General features: G+C 73.8%; 14 protein-coding genes and 1 riboswitch. Of the genes, 2 read left to right on the plus strand and 12 right to left on the minus strand.

Annotation, left to right across the window (positions count from 1 at the left end):
• Window positions 1-7: 7 nt before the first annotated feature.
• The 7 genes from ABZ635_RS01425 to rpe all read right to left on the minus strand — a co-directional run bounded on the left by ABZ635_RS01425 (window position 8) and on the right by rpe (window position 6,626).
• Window positions 8-1,174 carry an XdhC/CoxI family protein gene (locus ABZ635_RS01425; RefSeq protein WP_357757120.1) on the minus strand — a complete coding sequence of 389 codons (1,167 nt, stop codon included), beginning with the start codon at window positions 1,172-1,174 and terminating at the stop codon, window positions 8-10.
• A gap of 133 nt (window positions 1,175-1,307) precedes the next feature.
• Window positions 1,308-1,781 (minus strand): PH domain-containing protein, encoded by a 474-nt coding sequence (locus ABZ635_RS01430; protein ID WP_357757123.1) that lies wholly within the window; start codon window positions 1,779-1,781, stop codon window positions 1,308-1,310.
• Between the two features lie 106 nt (window positions 1,782-1,887).
• Window positions 1,888-2,361 (minus strand): 6,7-dimethyl-8-ribityllumazine synthase, encoded by a 474-nt coding sequence (ribH, locus tag ABZ635_RS01435; protein WP_357757125.1) that lies wholly within the window; start codon window positions 2,359-2,361, stop codon window positions 1,888-1,890.
• Window positions 2,362-2,428: 67 nt separating this feature from the next.
• The gene (locus ABZ635_RS01440) at window positions 2,429-3,715 is read right to left on the minus strand and encodes a bifunctional 3,4-dihydroxy-2-butanone-4-phosphate synthase/GTP cyclohydrolase II (protein ID WP_357757128.1); all 1,287 of its coding nucleotides are present in this window, start codon (window positions 3,713-3,715) and stop codon (window positions 2,429-2,431) included.
• Window positions 3,716-3,767: 52 nt separating this feature from the next.
• On the minus strand, window positions 3,768-4,412 hold the full coding sequence (locus tag ABZ635_RS01445) for a riboflavin synthase (RefSeq protein WP_357757132.1): 645 nt from the start codon (window positions 4,410-4,412) through the stop codon (window positions 3,768-3,770).
• Window positions 4,413-4,527: 115 nt separating this feature from the next.
• A riboswitch (FMN riboswitch) is annotated at window positions 4,528-4,658 on the minus strand.
• Window positions 4,659-4,728: 70 nt separating this feature from the next.
• Entirely contained in the window at window positions 4,729-5,742 is a 1,014-nt protein-coding gene (locus ABZ635_RS01450) for a phosphatase PAP2 family protein (protein WP_357757397.1), read from the minus strand.
• Between the two features lie 203 nt (window positions 5,743-5,945).
• The gene (gene rpe / locus ABZ635_RS01455; RefSeq protein WP_357757134.1) at window positions 5,946-6,626 is read right to left on the minus strand and encodes a ribulose-phosphate 3-epimerase; all 681 of its coding nucleotides are present in this window, start codon (window positions 6,624-6,626) and stop codon (window positions 5,946-5,948) included.
• A 69-nt stretch (window positions 6,627-6,695) separates the two neighbouring features.
• Here rpe and ABZ635_RS01460 point away from each other — a divergent pair, with 69 nt between their 5' ends.
• Entirely contained in the window at window positions 6,696-7,082 is a 387-nt protein-coding gene (locus tag ABZ635_RS01460; RefSeq protein WP_357757137.1) for a hypothetical protein, read from the plus strand.
• An 80-nt stretch (window positions 7,083-7,162) separates the two neighbouring features.
• On the opposite strand, the gene ABZ635_RS01465 is transcribed toward ABZ635_RS01460, so the two are convergent.
• Both ABZ635_RS01465 and fmt read right to left on the minus strand, forming a co-directional pair.
• A complete protein-coding gene (locus tag ABZ635_RS01465; protein ID WP_357757139.1) occupies window positions 7,163-8,626 on the minus strand; it encodes a transcription antitermination factor NusB in 1,464 nt (487 codons plus the stop codon).
• 76 nt (window positions 8,627-8,702) lie between these two features.
• Complete coding sequence (fmt, locus tag ABZ635_RS01470; protein WP_357757142.1) at window positions 8,703-9,638, minus strand: methionyl-tRNA formyltransferase; 936 nt, start codon at window positions 9,636-9,638, stop codon at window positions 8,703-8,705.
• A gap of 109 nt (window positions 9,639-9,747) precedes the next feature.
• On the opposite strand from fmt, the gene ABZ635_RS01475 reads away from it, so the two are divergent.
• A complete protein-coding gene (locus tag ABZ635_RS01475) occupies window positions 9,748-11,826 on the plus strand; it encodes a primosomal protein N' (protein WP_357757145.1) in 2,079 nt (692 codons plus the stop codon).
• A gap of 230 nt (window positions 11,827-12,056) precedes the next feature.
• Here the strand turns inward: ABZ635_RS01475 and ABZ635_RS01480 are convergent, their stop codons facing one another.
• The 3 genes from ABZ635_RS01480 to ABZ635_RS01490 form a co-directional block, all read right to left on the minus strand.
• A complete protein-coding gene (locus tag ABZ635_RS01480) occupies window positions 12,057-12,626 on the minus strand; it encodes a DinB family protein (RefSeq protein ID WP_357757148.1) in 570 nt (189 codons plus the stop codon).
• Window positions 12,617-13,291: an SAM-dependent methyltransferase gene (locus ABZ635_RS01485; protein ID WP_357757150.1), complete on the minus strand. Its 675-nt coding sequence runs from the start codon at window positions 13,289-13,291 to the stop codon at window positions 12,617-12,619. The genes ABZ635_RS01480 and ABZ635_RS01485 overlap by 10 nt, the downstream gene beginning before the upstream one ends.
• 289 nt (window positions 13,292-13,580) lie before the next feature.
• Window positions 13,581-14,963 (minus strand): aminotransferase class V-fold PLP-dependent enzyme, encoded by a 1,383-nt coding sequence (locus ABZ635_RS01490; RefSeq protein WP_357757153.1) that lies wholly within the window; start codon window positions 14,961-14,963, stop codon window positions 13,581-13,583.
• Window positions 14,964-14,994: the final 31 nt, after the last annotated feature.

The raw sequence follows: 14,994 nt of genomic DNA on the forward strand, positions 1-14,994 counted from the left end.
TTTCGGATCACCCCTGGGTCTGGCCGAATCCGGCCGGAACCAGCGGCACCGCGGGCGTGTCGTGGTGAATCCTGCCCCGGGTCCGGCTCAACGCCCGGCCGGTGCCGCCCCACCGGCTGCGCACCAGCTCCGCCGCGATGGACACCGCCGTCTCCTCCGGTGTGCGCGCCCCCAGGTCGAGACCGATCGGCGAGTGCAGGCGCTCCAACGCCGCCTCCTCCACCCCGGCCTCACGGAGCCGCTCCAGACGGTCCTCGTGCGTACGCCGCGAACCCATCGCGCCGATGTACCCCGCGCCCGTGGCCAACGCCCGCCTGAGCACCGGCACGTCGAACTTGGGATCGTGGGTGAGGACACAGATCGCGGTCCGCGCGTCGATCTCGTCGGCGACCTCGTCCAGGTACACGTGCGGCCACTTCACCACCACCTCCTCGGCGGTCGGGAACCGCTTGGCGGTGGCGAACACCGGACGGGCGTCGCACACCGTCACCCGGTACCCCAGGTAGGAGCCGAGGTCGGCGACGGCCGCGGCGAAGTCGATCGCGCCGAACACCAGCATGCGGGGGGCCGGGGCGAACGACTGGACGAACACCTCCAGTTCGTCGCCGCGCCGCTGGCCGTCCACACCGTAGTGCAGCAGCCCCGTACCGCCCTGCGCGAGCATGCCGCGCACGTCGTCGTCCAGCGCCGCGGCCAGGCGCTCGCCGCCCTCTCCCAGGTCGCCCTCCGCGTGACCGGGCCACACGATCCGGCGGCGGCCCACCCTGGAGGCGTCGGAGGGGTCGGCCACGACGGTGGCCACCGCCACCGGCTGGTGCTCGTCCACCGCCCCGAGCACCGCGCCCAGTTGGGGATAGGTCGCGCGACTGACCGGCTCGACGAACATGTGCAGCGTCCCACCACAGGTCAGCCCCGCGCCGAACGCGTCGTCGTCACCGACACCGTAGGTGCGGCGCACCGGTGCGCCGGTGCGGATCGCCTCCAGGGCCTCCTCATAGACGGCCCCCTCCACGCAGCCGCCCGACACGCTGCCGACGACCTCGCCGGAGGCGCTCACGACCATCGCCGCCCCCGCGCCACGCGGTGCGCTCTTGAAGGTGTCGATCACCGTGGCCACCGCGAAGACCTCACCCGAGGCGTACAGCTCGGACACGCTCGCTCGGACATCTCGCACGCGGCACCTCTTCCACGACTCCCCACGCGGACGGCGGCGGTCCGCTCATGGGCCCTGGTACCAACCTATGTGCCCCACGCAACACGGAAGAGCCCCCGTTCCTCCAGGAAACGGGGGCCCGATTCGGTCGCACCTACGAACGCGCGCCGCCGGGGGACTCGGGCTCGCGGCCCTCCCCCCGCCCCAGCAGCGACCGGAACTCCTCCAGCCCCCGACGGGCGTACTCGCCGTCGGTGCTCTGGATACCCATCACCGGCAGCGACGTTCCGTCCGACAGGTCCAGGCAGGGCCACGGCTCCCCCACCGGCATCCGGATGTCCAGGACCTCCGGCCAGGCCAGGTGGTGGGTGCGGATGCCGTTGACGACCACCACGTCGCGCTCCGTGGCCACCAGCCGGGGACGGCCCAGCATGTGCAGCCCGGCCGCCACCGCCAGCCCCAACAGGACGACCAGGAACCGGTCCATCACCCGCCACTCACTCGGCAGGATCACCGCCAGCACGACCATGGTCGCCACGATCAACAGGCCCAGGCCGTAGGCCACCAGGCGCACCGCGCGGGGCCGCCAGGTCCTCGGCAGGGTCGTCTCGCCCGAAACCTCGTCCACAGGTAGTTCCCTCGTCCGCACCAGCTGCTCCCTCATCCACGCGCCCAAGGCGTGGCTCTCCCCGATCACCGTCGGCCACGCGCGGGCGCGCCCCGGGCGGGTGGGATCAGCGACGCAGTCCGCGCAACGCGACCGCCGTGTCCAGGGCGGCCAGCGCGGCCTCGGCGCCCTTGTCCTCGACGCTCCCCGGAAGTCCGGCGCGGTCACGCGCCTGCTCCAGGGTGTCACACGTGAGCACACCGTTGCCCACGGGGGTGGATTCCCGCAGGGCCACCTCGGTGAGCCCGTGGGTGACCGACTGGCACACGTAGTCGAAGTGCGGGGTGCCGCCGCGGATGACCGCGCCCAGCGCGATCACCGCGTCGTGCTTGCGCGCCAGCTCCTGGGCGACCACCGGGATCTCCACGGCCCCGGCGACCCGCACCACCACGGGCTCGGCCGCGCCCGAGGCCTTCACCACCGCGAGCGCGTTGGCGAGCATCGGTTCGACGATCGCCTCGTTCCAACGGGTGACGACGAGGCCCACCGACAGCCCCGAGGCGTCGACCTGGTGTTCGTCCGGACGTCCTGTGCCGCTCATGACCGGCCTTTCGTGGGTGGTGTGTACGGATGTGGGGGGGTGGATCGGGGGGCGGGGCGGGCGGGGCCTACCGCGCCACACCGGCCAGGTCGTGACCCATGCGGTCGCGCTTGGTCAGCAGGTAGGAGAGGTTGTCGTCCGTGACGAAGGAGGCCATGGCCACCCGCTCGTTCACCCGCACACCGTGGTGCTCCAGCCCCTCGGCCTTGGCCGGGTTGTTGGACAGGAGCCGCACCGAGACGACCCCGAGGTCGGCGAGCACGGCCGCACCGGCGCCGAACTCGCGCGCGTCGGCGGGCAGACCGAGGTCCAGGTTGGCGTCGACGGTGTCCGCGCCCTCGTCCTGGAGGCGGTAGGCGCGCAGCTTGTGCAGGAGCCCGATCCCGCGGCCCTCGTGGCCGCCCATGTAGACGATCACGCCGCGCCCCTCCTCGGCGACGGCCTCCATGGCCGCGTCCAGCTGGGCGCCGCAGTCGCACCGGTGGGAGCCGAAGGCGTCGCCGGTCAGGCACTCCGAATGCAGACGGGCCAGGACGTCCTCGCCGCCGGACAGGTCGCCCAGGACCAGGGCGACGTGCTCGGCGCCGTCGGCGGTGCCCTTGAAACCGACCGCCCGCCACTCGCCGTGCCGGTTGGGCATACGGGTCTCCACCATGCGCGTCACCAGCGCGGGCCGGGCCTGGTCCTCGGTGAGGGTGTCACCGAGCGAGGCGCGGTGTGCGGCCAGCTGCTCCACCGACACCAGTTTCAGGCCGTGCTCGTCGGCGAACTCCCGCAGGCGGGGCAGACGGGCCATGGTGCCGTCGTCGTTGACCACCTCGGCGAGCACCCCCGCGGGGCGCAGACCGGCCAGGCGGGCGAAGTCCACGGAGGCCTCCGTGTGGCCCCGGCGGGCCAGGACACCGCCCGGGCGGGAGCGCAGCGGCAGGATGTGGCCCGGGCGCACGAAGTCCACGGGGCGGCTGTCGTCGGAGGCGAGCAGGCGGATGGTGCGGGCCCGGTCCGCGGCGGAGATTCCGGTGCTGACCCCTTCGCGGGCGTCGACCGTCACCGTGTAGGCGGTGCGCAGGCTCTCCTCGTTGCGCGCGGTCATCAGCGGCAGGTCCAGGCGGTCCAGGTCCTCGCCCTCCATGGGCACGCACACCACGCCGGACGTGTAGCGGATCATGAAGGCCAACAGCTCGGGGGTGGCGAGTTCGGCGGCGAAGATGATGTCGCCCTCGTTCTCGCGGTCCTCGTCGTCCACGACCACGATGGCCCTGCCCTGGGCGAACTCGGCGATGGCGTCCTCGATGCGGTCGAGGACGACGGCCTGTCCGGTGTCGGCGGCCGGGGTGGTGTCGGTGACGGTCATGCCCGCTCCTGAAGGTGCGTCGTGGGTGGTTCGGGGTGGGTGGTGGGGCCCGCTAGGAGCGGGTGCCGTCCTGAGCACGGGCGAGGGAGACCGCGGTGATGCGCTCCACGTACTTGGCGATGACGTCCACCTCGATGTTCACGGTGGCGCCCACCGCCAGGCCGCCCAGGGTGGTGGCCTCGAGAGTGGCGGGGATGAGGCTGACCTCGAAGAACTCCTCGTCAGCGCCGGGGGTGCTCACCGCTGACACGGTGAGGCTGGTGCCGTCCACGGTGATCGAGCCCTTCTCGACCACGTAGGGGGACAGCCTCGGGGACAGGCCGAACCGGAGGACGTCCCAGTTGTCACCGGGATCGCGGGACAGGAGGGTGACGGTGCCGTCGACATGGCCCTGCACGATGTGGCCGCCCAGGCGGCCGTCGCTGCGCGCGGCGCGTTCGAGGTTGACGGGAGAGCCCGGGACGAGGGCGCCGAGGGAGGAGCGGTCCAGGGACTCCTTCATCACGTCGGCGGTGAAGGTGCCCTCACCGAGCTCGACGACGGTCAGGCACACGCCGTTGACCGCGATGGAGTCGCCCCGACCAGCGTCGGAGCTGACCAGGGGGCCGTCCACGGTGAGCAGGACGGCCTCACCGCTGGTTCCGGCGGCCGCGACGGAGACGACCCTGCCGAGTTCCTCGACGATTCCGGTGAACACGCCCTACATCCCTTCGCCTGGCACGGCTCCGGGGAAAAGGGTGTGGAACACGGGTCCACGACAGGAACGGACCACGGAGCCGTCACCGAGGAACGGCACGGCTCGGACCGCCCCAACGCGCACTGCCTCCCATCCGGACTTTCACCGTCGGTACCGGAATTCCACCGGTTCAACCGGTCGATGGAATCGACCGGGTCGCGGACTGTCACCGCCGGTTCGGACTTTCACCGACCCCGGAGCACGCGTTTGACTGTTGTCTAACGACACGATCCTATCCCCTCCCCCACGCGCCGCAAAGCCCGTGTGACCGGGGTCATCAACGGGCGGGACGGTCGGACCGCGCCGTCGGAGGGCGCTCGGGCCGCAGCGCCAGCCCCGCGCGCACGAACATCTCCGGCGCCCCGAAGGTCGCCCAGAAGGCCACCGCGCCGTACACCGCGAAGGACACCAGGGCCGAGGGGAAGGCGCCCAGGTCCCGGAAGAGGACCCGCTCCACGGCCAGGACGAGCACCACCACGGAGACCCCCAGGGCGAGCCGCGCCGCCCGCGCCGTGAGCGTGCCCGCGGCGCTGTACCAGCCCCGCCGGTACAGCAGTGTGAGGCCGAGCGCCCCGCCGAGCAGCGCCCCGCTGGTCGTGTAGAGCCCGAGCAGGGAGTGCCCGGCCGGATCGGCGGGGACGGCACCGATCCACTCGCCCGCGGGGACCGCCCAGCTCCCCCGCACGACCGTCTGCCAGACGGTCGCCGCCGCGCACGGCACCAGGGAGGCCGCCAGCAGCAACGGGACCCAGCGCGTCGCGTCCAGGGAGAGCCACCACGCCAGGGCCCGCTCCTCATAGCGCAGCACCAGCCACAGCAGGGCCCCGCCCACGAGCAGGCCGACCACGACGTCGCTGAAGTAGTGCACGCCCAGGTAGACACGGGAGAAGGCCACCACGGCGACCACCGCGACCGCCGCCCACGGCACCCACCGGCGGCGCGCGTGCGCCGCGAGGTAGCCGTACGCCACCACCGCCGCCTGACTGTGCCCCGAGGGCATGCCGAAACTCCCGTGCTGCGCGTATCCGGTGATCCGCGGGTCGTACCAGTAGGGCCGGGGGCCGTAGAGCACCGACTTGAGCAGGTTGTTGAGCACCGCCGAGGCGACGACGGCCACGAAGAGCCGGGCGCCCAGACCGGCGTGGACGCACCAGAAGACGGTCACCATCAGGGCGATGAGCACGCCCTGCGAGCCGAGGAGCGTGAGGGCCTCCAAGGGCGGGGCGAGCCACGCTCCGAGTTCCTGCAACCAGCGGATACCGGCGTGCTCCGCCTCCCGCAGGGTGTCCATGGCCAGGTGCTCGGTGGTCCAAGCGTTCACGCGTACTCCACGGGGTCCGCGCCTGGCAACGCGCTCACGCCGCGCCGCTCCCCCGGGCACGCGCGTGCAGGGGAAGACGGAGCCGCGACCAAGCGGAATCGACGACTACAGCGGGCAGCTTAGGCGGACCGCCCGTGGTGCGCCAGGCCCCGGGGCCCGGCGCGCCGCGATCGTTACCGGTGGGTTCGGGTCAGTGGGCTCACCCCGTGGGCCCGGGCGCGCAGCGCCTCGACGGCGCCGTCCGGGTCCTGTGCCCCGTAGACGGCCGAACCCGCCACGAACACGTCCGCCCCGGCCTCGGCGGCGCGCTCGATGGTCTCGTCGCTGACCCCGCCGTCGACCTGGAGCCAGACCGAGGCCTCACGGCTGTCCAGGAGCTCGCGGGCGCGGCGGATCTTGGGCAGTACGAGGTCCAGGAAGCGCTGGCCGCCGAAACCGGGCTCGACGGTCATGAGCAGGAGCATGTCCATCTCGCCGATCAGGTCCTCGTAGGGGTCGACCGGTTCGGCGGGGTTCAGGGCCAGGCCGGCGCGCGCGCCGTGCCGGCGGATCTCCCGCAGGGTGCGCACGGGGGCGTCGGCGGCCTTGGCGTGGATGGTGACACTGCCCGCGCCGACCTCCGCGTAGGCGGGCGCCCAGCGGTCGGGCTCCTCGATCATCAGGTGGCAGTCCAGCGGTGTGGGGGTCGCCTTGAGGAGGGACTCCACGATGGGCAGGCCGAGGGTGAGGTTGGGGACGAAGTGTCCGTCCATGACGTCGACGTGCAGCCAGTCCGCGCTCGGGACGCGGGCCGCCTCGTCGGCCAGGTGCGCGAAGTCGCTGCTGAGGATGCTGGGAGAGATCTGGATTGCCACGTCGGGCAGTGTATCGGGGCTGGTTCGGGGCAGGGGTTCCAAGGGGGCGGCACCGATCGAGGGGGAGCCATGCTGGACGAGGACGGGCTGCGGGACTTCCTGGAGGGCTACGGCCGCGAGCTGGTGGGGGGCGACATGGAGGGGGTCGCGGCCAGGTACGGGTATCCGGCCTACGTGGCGGGCGACGTGGAGAGCGTGGCGGTGGCCTCTCCCGGGGACGTCCGGGAGGCCTTCGCCGGAGCGGCGGAGCGGTATCGGGAGCGCGGGATGGTCGACGCGGTTCCCGAGCTGCGGGGGATGGAGGAGCTCACCGAGCGCCTGGTGTGGGCGGCCGTGCGGTGGTCGTACCGCGACGCGCGCGGCGACGAGGTCCTGGCGGAGGCGCACCGGTACCTGCTGCGCGAGGCGGGCAACTCGTGCATGATCTGCGCGGTGGTCTCCCTCGGCACCGACTGACCGCGACCTTTACGACGTAGATTCGTGATGACCCGGGTCCCGCCCCCAGGGCGTGACCCCGGGGGCGGGGAGCGGTTCGGCTACTCCGGCGTGCGGCGCAGCAGGGCGAGGAACATGGCGTCCGTGCCGTGCACGTGCGGCCAGAACTGCGCGTACTTCCCCTCCGGGCCCGCCGCGAGGTCGGGGACCTCGTCCAGGTAGTCGGGGGCGCGCAGCAGTTCGAGGTCGTCGCGCTCGGCCAGCACCGCACGCACGATCCCGTCGGTCTCGTCCAGGTGCGGGGAGCAGGTCACATAGGCGACCACACCGCCGGGACGCACCGACTCGACCGCGCGGGTGAGCAGGTCGCGCTGGAGCGGGGCGAGCTGGGTGACGTTCTCCGGGGTCCGGCGCCACCGGGACTCGGGACGGCGGCGCAGCGCGCCCAGGCCCGTGCACGGCACGTCCACGAGGACGCGGTCGAACACGCCGGGACGCCAGGCGGGGCGGGTGCCGTCGGCGACCACGGCCCGGCCCGCGTCACGGGGGGCGCGGCGGACCGCCTTGGCCACCAGTCCGGCACGGGCTGGCTGGACCTCCGACGCCACCAGCCGGGCCCCGCCCTGGCCCGCGAGGCTGGCCAGCAGGCCCGCCTTGCCGCCCGGGCCCGCGCACATGTCCAGCCACAGCGCGTCCCTGCCCCCGGCGTCCACCCGGGTCAGTGCGAGGGCGACCAGCTGGCTGGCCTCGTCCTGGACGGCGGCCCGGTTCTGGCGCACCTCGCGCAGGAGCCCCGGGTCGCCTTCGGGGAGGTAGGCGGCGAAGGGCGAGTAGCGGCCCGGCAGCGCGCCGGACTCCTCCAGGTCCGCGACCTTGGCCCGACCCGGCTTGGCCACGAGGGTCACCCGGGGGCGTTCGTTGTGGGCCGTGAGCAGCCTCTCGGTCTGGACGAGGCCGTCCCTGGACCGCTCCCCCAGCGCCCGGGCCAGCTCCTTGACCACCCAGCGCGGGTGGCTCTCGACCACCGACAGGTATCCGCTCGGGTCGCGCTCGCGGTCGGGGGCCACGATCGCGACCCACGCGTCCAGGTCGCGTGCGCTCACCTTGCGCAGGATCGCGTTGACGAACTTGCCCCGGTGCTGGCCGACCACCCGGCGGGCCAGGTCCACGGTCTCGCTGACGGCGGCGTGCGGCGGGATGTTGGTGGACAGCAGCTGGTGGGAGCCCATGCGCAGCAGTGGCAGCACCTCGGCGTCCACGGAGGACAGCGAACGGTCGACGCAGGTCCCCAGGATCGCGTCGTAGGTGCCCTGGCGGCGCAGGGTGCCGTAGGTGAGCTCCGTGGCCAGCGCCGCGTCCCGCCCGTGGATGCCGCGCTCGCCCAGCAGGGCGGGCAGCAGCAGGTTCGCGTAGGCGTCGCGCTGTTCCACCGCGCGCAGCACGTCGTAGGCGACGCGGCGGGCGGGATCGCGGGGCTGGGGCGGCCCGGACCGGTGCCCACCGCCCTGCCTGGGCCTGCCGCCCTTACGGGGACGCTGGTGCCGGGACCGGGACTGCTCGCTCAACGTGTGCTCTGCCTCAACAAGCCGGGGACGGGTACCGACGCGCGTTCACGCACGCCAGGTCCGAGAGTACGGCAGCTCAGCGGCCGAGTCGGTCGTCCTCGGCGAGACGCACGCCGCGGGCCCAGTCCACGGCGTCCATCTCCTTCTTGCCCTGGGGCTGGACACGACCCAGTTCGACCGGGTGGGTGCTGGTGCCGACCACCACCCTCCTCTTGTCCGCGAACGGCTGACCGGGTTCGAGGTCGGGCCGGTCGGCGTCGGTGACCGGACGGACCGGGCCCAGCTTCAGGCGGGTGCCCCGGAACGTGGTCCAGGCGCCCGGCGCGGGCGTGCAGGCGCGGGCGACGCGGTCCACCCGCTGAGCGGGGGCGGTGAAGTCGAGCTCCGCGTCCAGGGAGGTGAGCTTGCCCGCGTACGAGACGTCGGTGTCGGGCTGCGGCACGGGGGCGAGTTCACCGGAGGCGATGCCGTCGATCGTGCGGAGCAGCAGACCCGCCCCGGACTCGGCGAGACGCCCCAGGAGCTCGCCGCTGGTGTCGGTGGGGCGGACCGTCTCGGCGAGCGTGCCGTAGACCGGCCCGGCGTCGAGTTCCTTGACGATGCGGAAGGTGGACGCGCCGGTCACGTCGTCGCCGTGCAGGACGGAGTGCTGGACCGGGGCCGCGCCGCGCCAGGCGGGCAGCAGGGAGAAGTGCAGGTTCACCCAGCCGTGCGCGGGAACGTCGAGCGCGGACTGCGGCAGGAGCGCGCCGTAGGCCACCACCGGGCAGCAGTCGGGGGCGATCTCCGCCAGGCGCGCCAGGAACTCTGGGTCGCCCGCCTTGGCGGGTTTGAGGACCTCGATGCCCTCGCTCTCCGCGACCTCGGCGACGGGGCTCGCCGAGATCCTGCGCCCCCGACCGGAGCGGGCGTCGGGTCGGGTGACCACCGCGGCGACCTCGTGTTCGGAGGCGATGAGCGCCCGGAGCGAGGGCACCGCCACCTCTGGTGTTCCGGCAAAGACGAGCTTCATGTTCGGTTCCCCCTCCGCTGCGCGTACGGGTCACTGTTCTACCAGTACCCGAGGGGGCTCCCGAGCGGGAACGGCGGTGTTGTCGGCGGCTTCTGGTAAACCAAGGGTGATGACTGCACAGCCCGGCCCACCCGACGACGGCCTCTTCGACGTGTCGGAGCTGCTGGACCCCAAGGCGCTCGCCAAGGCCCGGGCCCAGGAGGCCGCCCGGCCCGAGGCGCGGCGGCCCGCCGGGAGCCTGTCGGTGGCGCGCGTCATCGTCGACACCCCGCTGCCCCACCTGGACCGCTACTTCGACTACCGGGTGTCCGCCGACCAGGACGCGCAGGCCGTCGCGGGCTGCCGGGTGAAGGTGTGGTTCCACGGGCGCCTGCTGTCGGGGCTGATCGCCGAGCGGGTGGAGACGTCCGACTTCGGCGGCCAGCTGTTGTACCTGGACTCGGTGGTCTCCGCCGAGCCGGTGCTCTCCCCCGAGGTCCTGGAACTCGCCCGGGCCGTGGCCGACCGCTACGCGGGCACCCTCAACGAGGTCGCCAAGCTGGCGATACCGCCGCGCAGGATCAGGGTGGAACGAGAGGAGCCGCCGGAGCCGCCCGACCCCCCGGAGCGGGAGGACGCCGACACGGGCCCCGGCCCCTGGGCGCACTATCCGGACGGGCCGGGGTTCGTGGCCGCCCTGCGCGAGGGGCGTGCGGCCCGCGCGGTCTGGAACGCCCTGCCCGGGCCGGGGTGGGACGACGCGATCGCCGTGGCGGCCGAGGCCGCGCTGGACGCCGGTCGCGGCACCGTGATCGTGCTCCCCAACAGCCGCGACGTGCGGGCCGTGGACGCCGCGCTGACCCGCCGCCTGGGTGAGGGGCGCCACGCCGCCCTGCCCGCCGACCTGGGCCCCACGCCGCGCTACCGGCGCTGGCTCTCGGTGCTGCACGGGCGGACCCGGGTGGTGGTGGGCTCGCGTCTGGCCCTGCTGGCTCCCGTGCGCGACCTGGGGCTGGTGGTGCTGTGGGATGACGGCGACGACGTCCATGTGGACCAGAGCGCGCCCTATCCGCACGCCCGCACCGTCCTGGCGATGCGCGCGCACATGTCGGGAGCCGGGGCGCTCTTCGGCGGACACACCCGCTCCACCGACACCCAGCTGCTGGTGGAGTCGGGCTGGGCGCAGCCGCTCGTGGCCGACCGGGCGACGCTGCGCGGGCGGGCTCCGGTGATCCGGCCCGCCGGGGACGACCACGAGCTGGCCCGGGACGAGGCCGCGCGCACCGCGCGGTTGCCGAGCCTGGCGCTCAAGGCGGCGCGCGAGGGCGCCCGCGAGGGTCCGGTGCTGTTCCAGGTACCGCGCCGGGGCTATCTCAACGCCCTGGCCTGCGCCGGCTGCCGTGAACCGGCGCGCTGCGAGGCCTGTCGCGGGCCGCTGGCGATCCGTGACGCGCACGCCGTCCCCTCGTGCGGGTGGTGCGGTCGGGTGGCCGGACGGTGGACCTGCTCCGAGTGCGGCTCGCCCCGTATGCGCGCCGTGGTGGTCGGCGATCGCAGGACCGCCGAGGAGCTGGGCCGGGCCTTCCCCTCACTGACCGTGCGCACCTCCGGTCGGGACGAGGTCCTGGCCCAGGTGCCGAACAAGCCGTCGCTGGTGGTGTCCACCCCGGGTGCCGAGCCGGTGGTTCCGGACGGCGGATACGCCGCGGCCGTGTTGTTGGACGGCTGGGCGCTGCTCAACCGTCCCGACCTGCGCGCCTCTGAGGAGGCGCTACGCCGCTGGCTGAACGCCGCCGCGCTCGTGCGGCCGGGCGGCACCGTGGTGGTGGCGGCCGACGCGTCCGTGCCGGTGGTGCAGTCGCTCGTGCGCTGGGACCCGGCCGGGTTCGCCGAGCGCGAGCTCGCGGAGCGGCGCGGGCTGGGGTTTCCCCCGGCGGTGTCGATGGCCTCGATCACCGGCGCCCCGGAGCACGTGCGGGAGCTGCTGGACCAGATCCGGTTGCCGGAGTCCGCCGAGGTACTGGGACCGGTTCCGGTGGACACGCGGACCGGCGACGACGGCGGGGTGACCGAGCGGGCGCTGCTGCGGGTGCCGCGCGGCGCGGTGGGCGAGCTGTCCCGGGCGCTGAAGGCGGCCGCGTCAGCGCGCAGCGCGCGCCGGGACGAGCACCTGGTGCAGGTGCGGGTGGACCCGCTACAGGTGCTCTAGGGTGTGTTTTGTGGATGCTTTCGCCTTCTGGCGGCGGAGCCGCCAGCTCCGCGAGCGGCCGCCAGGCCATCTCTCGCAAGACGATGAGCGACGGTCAGCCCGGGTTTGGCTGTCCGAGCTTCATCGGCGCAGCGAGAGGCAGCCTGGCACCGTGAGAACACCGCGCCGCCAGGCGTCCCTTGAGGGTGGTGGAGGGCGACGGGCGGGCGGAATGATCCACACAACAGGCCCTAGGTGACCGGCGCGGGCCCGGTGTCGGGCGCCTGCCCGTAGCGGGCTCGGTAGAGGTCGCGCAGGAGGGCGACCTCGGCACCGTGGTGGATGAACTCGCGGTTGAGGTGCAGCAGGAGCACGACCAGGGGGAAGTCGGCCCACTGGGGCGCCTCCGCCCCGCCCACGGGCGCGGCCAGCGCGTCGTCGTCGAGCTCCTGGACGTGCGCGACCCACGTGAGGTAGGCCCTGCGCAGACGCTGTCGGGCCTCGGCCGCGGTGGAGGGCCAGTCGATGGTGTCGCGGTTGGCGGTGCGGTCGCCGAAGTGCCAGTTGATCCGGGCCTCCAGCACGTCCACCACGATGTGCCCCAGGCGCCAGGCGATGGTGGTGACCGGCGGCGGATCGGGCTCGGGGTAGGAGCCGTCCGGGGCGTGGCGGCCGTCCGGCAGCTGGCGCACGGTCCAGCAGTCCGGGACCGGCTCCCAGTGGAACTCGGCGTCGGTCAGCCCCTCCAGCCGGGGCCACAGGGAGAAGTCCCAGTAGAACTGTATCTGGGCCAGGATCTCGGCGTTCCAGTTCAGCGCCATCGCGGCTGTCCCCCTCCTCGCCCGGGCACGCGGCCCAGCCCGCCCAGGGTCCCGCACCCGGGGTCGGACACGTCATCATCCGGGTAGGGCCACCAGGTGAGGTCGGCGACCCCCGGTTCGACCGGGAGGAAGGGGGCGAAGGCGCGTTCGGCGACGACGCGGGGGGCCGTGGAGGTGAGGGCGACGTATCCGCCGCCGCGCATCATCGAGTGCAGGGTGTCCAGGCCCCTGGGCGGGTCCTGTTCGGTGTGAGGTCGGGTCATCAGCACGGCGACCGGCTGGTCGAAGTCGACCAGGCCGCTGCCGTGCAGGCGCCGGAGCGCGGCGTCGGCCCCGCCGGTGGTCTCCCCTGCCAGGACGGCGCTGTTGCGCGCGGGGGCGGCCAGGACACCGGCGGTCCCGGTCGGGGCCAGGTGGACGACGGTGGCGTCGGCGTGGGCACCGCGGACCCGTTCGGCGGTACCGGGCACCGGACACCCCCAGTCGACGAACTGGCGTACGCGGGCGTCGGCGCAGAGGTAGTCGACGACGCGGCCGAGGAAGGCCTGGTGGAGACGGACCCGTTCCGTCTCGGCGGGGTCGGGCGGTGGGCAGCCGCGCGCGCCGAGGCTGACCACCCGGGAGGGCTGCTCGGGCACGCGCGGGGGCTCGGTGGTTCGGAACACGGCCGTGAGGGGCCCTGCCTTGGGTCCTCGGACGTCCGTCACGATCACGCTCCCCCAGCCGGTTCGCTCGCGGGAGGCGGGACGCGGTGCCGGTGCGGACCGGTCGGGTCCGGCGACGGCGCGCCCCACCGTCAGGGCCCGATAGTACCGCCTGAGAACGTGATCCCCGGCACACCCCGGCGTGAAATGTGGCCTAGTGCGTCGTATGTGGGTTCATGCGTCGCATGGCCCCTTGGGTACGAGGTCCCGAAACGCCTCATTCGCGACACACCGGACACGGGCGGCCGCGTCAGAGGACGTTGCGGGGGTCCGGAACGGGGGCGAGTCGGCCGTCGCAGTCGGCGTACTCCCAGCGCGGGCCCCGCGCCACGAGGTCGGCGACCGCCCCGACCAGCCGGTCCACGTGCTCCTCGGTGGTGCCCACGCCCAGGCTCGCGCGCACGGCCTGGTCGTGGCCCTCGGGGAGCAGGTGGGTGGTGAGCGGGTGGGCGCAGAAGAGGCCGTCGCGTACCCCGATCCCGTACTCGGCCGACAGCGCCGCCGCCAGCAGGTCGGCGGGCAGTCCGTCGACCACGAACGACACGATGCCGACCCGGGGGTGCTCGGCGTCCCACAGGGACAGCTCGTGCACGCCCGCGATCTCGTCCAGCCCCGCGCGCAGCCTCTCCAGCAGGGCCGCCTCCCGGATGTGCTGGAGGGAAAGCGCCTCGGTCGTGAAGGTGTCGCAGGCCGCCGCCAGGGCCACGGCCCCCAGCACGTTGGGGCTGCCCGCCTCGTGCCGGGCGGGCAGGTCGTTCCACTTCACGTCGTGCTCGGTCACCCGGCGGGTCGCTCCCCCGCCCGCGAGGTAGGGCGCGGCCTCGCCCAACCAGTCGGCGCGACCCGCGAGCACGCCCGAGCCGAAGGGCGCGTAGAGCTTGTGTCCGGACAGCGCCACGTAGTCGGCACCGGTTCCGGAGAGGCTGAAGGGCAGGTGCGGCACGTACTGGGCGGCGTCCACGACCACACGGGCCCCCTCGGCGTGGGCCGCCTCGACCAGTTCCTCCACCGGCCAGATCTCGCCGGTGACGTTGGAGGCGGCGGTGACGCACAGCAGCCGGGGACCCTCGGGGGCCGCGGCGAGCGCGGCTCGGGCCGAGGTGACGGCGGCCTCGGGCGAGGCGGGAAGCGGCAGCCGGACCACCTCGCCCGCGCGCGACGCCGGGTGCTCCCAGGGGAGCAGGCTCGCGTGGTGCTCGGAGGCGAAGACCACCACGGTGCAGCCCTCGGGGACGGCGCGGGCCAGCAGGTTGACCGCGTCGGTGGTACCGCGCACGAACACGACGGCGTCGGCGGAACCGTGCTCGTCGGCCTCGGTGCGCACGCCCAGGAACCGGGAGACGCTGCGGCGGGCCCGCTCGTAGGCGTCGGTGCTCACCTGCGAGTGGTGTCCGGCGCCCCGGTGGACGCTGGCGTAGTACGGCAGGGCGGTGGCGAGCGCCTCGGCGACGCTGGTCAGGCAGGGGGCGCTGGCGGCGTAGTCGAAGTTGGCGTAGTCGACGCGCTCACCGGTGACCAGGGGGACCCCGTCCTGCGCGGCGACGATCGAGCAGCCGGTGCGGGCCTCGGCGCCCGCCGCGCGAGCGGCGGAACGGCTGGAGCGGGTGGAGTCGAACGGGATGACGGTGGTCATGGGGCACCTCTTCGTGGGTCGGGGGACCCAC

Origin of the sequence: Nocardiopsis sp. NPDC007018, from assembly GCF_040635075.1 — a bacterium.
GTDB lineage: Bacteria > Actinomycetota > Actinomycetes > Streptosporangiales > Streptosporangiaceae > Nocardiopsis.

What these genes read in the sequence shown, in the direction of transcription:
- ribH (WP_357757125.1), bottom strand. Translation starts at nt 2,361, where the DNA reads ATGAGCGGCACAGGACGTCCGGACGAACACCAGGTCGACGCCTCGGGG.
- ABZ635_RS01440 (WP_357757128.1), bottom strand. Translation starts at nt 3,715, where the DNA reads ATGACCGTCACCGACACCACCCCGGCCGCCGACACCGGACAGGCCGTC.
- ABZ635_RS01450 (WP_357757397.1), bottom strand. Translation starts at nt 5,742, where the DNA reads ATGGACACCCTGCGGGAGGCGGAGCACGCCGGTATCCGCTGGTTGCAG.
- ABZ635_RS01460 (WP_357757137.1), top strand. Translation starts at nt 6,696, where the DNA reads ATGCTGGACGAGGACGGGCTGCGGGACTTCCTGGAGGGCTACGGCCGC.
- fmt (WP_357757142.1), bottom strand. Translation starts at nt 9,638, where the DNA reads ATGAAGCTCGTCTTTGCCGGAACACCAGAGGTGGCGGTGCCCTCGCTC.
- ABZ635_RS01475 (WP_357757145.1), top strand. Translation starts at nt 9,748, where the DNA reads ATGACTGCACAGCCCGGCCCACCCGACGACGGCCTCTTCGACGTGTCG.
- ABZ635_RS01480 (WP_357757148.1), bottom strand. Translation starts at nt 12,626, where the DNA reads ATGGCGCTGAACTGGAACGCCGAGATCCTGGCCCAGATACAGTTCTAC.
- ABZ635_RS01490 (WP_357757153.1), bottom strand. Translation starts at nt 14,963, where the DNA reads ATGACCACCGTCATCCCGTTCGACTCCACCCGCTCCAGCCGTTCCGCC.